Source organism: Microcoleus sp. Pol7_A1 (assembly GCF_036701085.1).
Classification (GTDB): Bacteria; Cyanobacteriota; Cyanobacteriia; order Cyanobacteriales; family Microcoleaceae; genus Microcoleus; species Microcoleus asticus.
This window is the reverse complement of sequence record NZ_JAUBQD010000166.1, coordinates 1-1,271: the sequence shown is the minus strand read 5'-3', so window position 1 is coordinate 1,271 and position 1,271 is coordinate 1. Positions and strand designations below refer to the sequence as shown.

Genomic DNA, 1,271 nt, shown 5'->3' with positions numbered 1-1,271 from the left:
TTTGCCAACAATAGCTCAAAACCTTTGCCCCACTTGTTTTGAGTATTTATACTTGTCGCAAAAGTGACACGCTCCCGGAGGATCGGAGGATCTCTGTAGGGACTTAGATCAAACAATGTCGATCGTTGGAGAGTAAGCTATTGTCGCGTACCGAGCTAAATGGATTCTTCCGCCGATTGCGTTGGTCGATGCCAAAAAATTTAGAAGAATTGCGGCGGGTTTTCTGTAAGTGCCAGCTTTTTAAAAACATCAACCATTTATAGCAGTTATTAGTCACATGAGGTAGATATTTGAATCGGGAAACCTTACCACTAAAGGAATTCAACATACCTCGCTATAGCGAGAAAGGCTATAGGTTGCGATTAATTCTTTGAATCTGCCGGACGTAATTTGTATTAGCTCTGACCCAGCAGCGAGTGCTGCTCATAGAACGGCTGCCCACCCATAGCCAAGGTTTTCCCCGTCGGTCAAGAGAAATTCCAACAGTATCAAATCTTTCTCCAGTTGGCATCATCCTATCAACTGACAACTCAAGCATATCCAGTCGGTTACTTTGACCAGTCCTATTTTGACAGCGAACATTCAAACCTTCTGGATCTACCGGCTTCCCACACCCAAGGCATGACTCCACTATTTCCGTTGACAATGCGGTAGTCTCTATTTTTGTCAGCCTCTGGATATGTGTTGGGATTTTGGGTAGTCATGCATAGTAATGATATCGTTTTCTTATGCAAGAATTATAGTGATGTACAAAGTTAAAAATTGCCCCAATATGGTTTGGCAGTTTTTTTGAGAAAGACAAGGTTTTACGAACCAAACGAGAAATTTGCTGCCGTAAAGAATTATTAAGTATTTCAATATAACTGGTTTGTTCCGATTATTTACCTACAGGTCGATGTCTTTTAAAAAGTAGGACTTCTGAATAAGATTCCCAAAAATCAGTATAACAAACAGCACATTGTCTATAGAAAGGAGGTAAAGATTGCCAGAGCTCTTCCGCAGATTTTTTTGAGCGGTTTCCAATATAAAGTCCAACAATTTCACGGGTATTTCGATCGAAAGCTATCCAGAGCCATTGCTTATTTCGCTGTTTTTTGACAAATGACCACATTTCATCTAGCTGTAAAGTCAATGAACCTTTCGGTTTTTTCATCACCAAATTTCCGAGAAATTTCGGCATACTTTTTATTTACATAGGGCTTGCTGGATAAGTGCAGAAAGGTTACACGGCCTGGTTATGCGATCGTCCGATCAAGAAAAGTGTGCAAGAT

At 40.6% G+C, this 1,271-nt stretch carries 1 protein-coding gene and 1 pseudogene; both read right to left on the bottom strand.

Features of this window, described 5'->3' with window-relative positions:
• Window positions 1-563 precede the first annotated feature (563 nt).
• A complete protein-coding gene (locus tag QUA20_RS31790; RefSeq protein WP_333194326.1) occupies window positions 564-704 on the bottom strand; it encodes a hypothetical protein in 141 nt (46 codons plus the stop codon).
• A pseudogene (locus tag QUA20_RS31785) lies at window positions 701-1,196 on the bottom strand (IS1 family transposase); the annotation flags it as partial. The pseudogene QUA20_RS31785 and the gene QUA20_RS31790, both read right to left, overlap by 4 nt.
• Window positions 1,197-1,271: the final 75 nt, after the last annotated feature.

Coding starts and splice junctions, on each gene's coding strand:
- QUA20_RS31790 (WP_333194326.1), bottom strand. CDS start 704: ATGACTACCCAAAATCCCAACACATATCCAGAGGCTGACAAAAATAGA.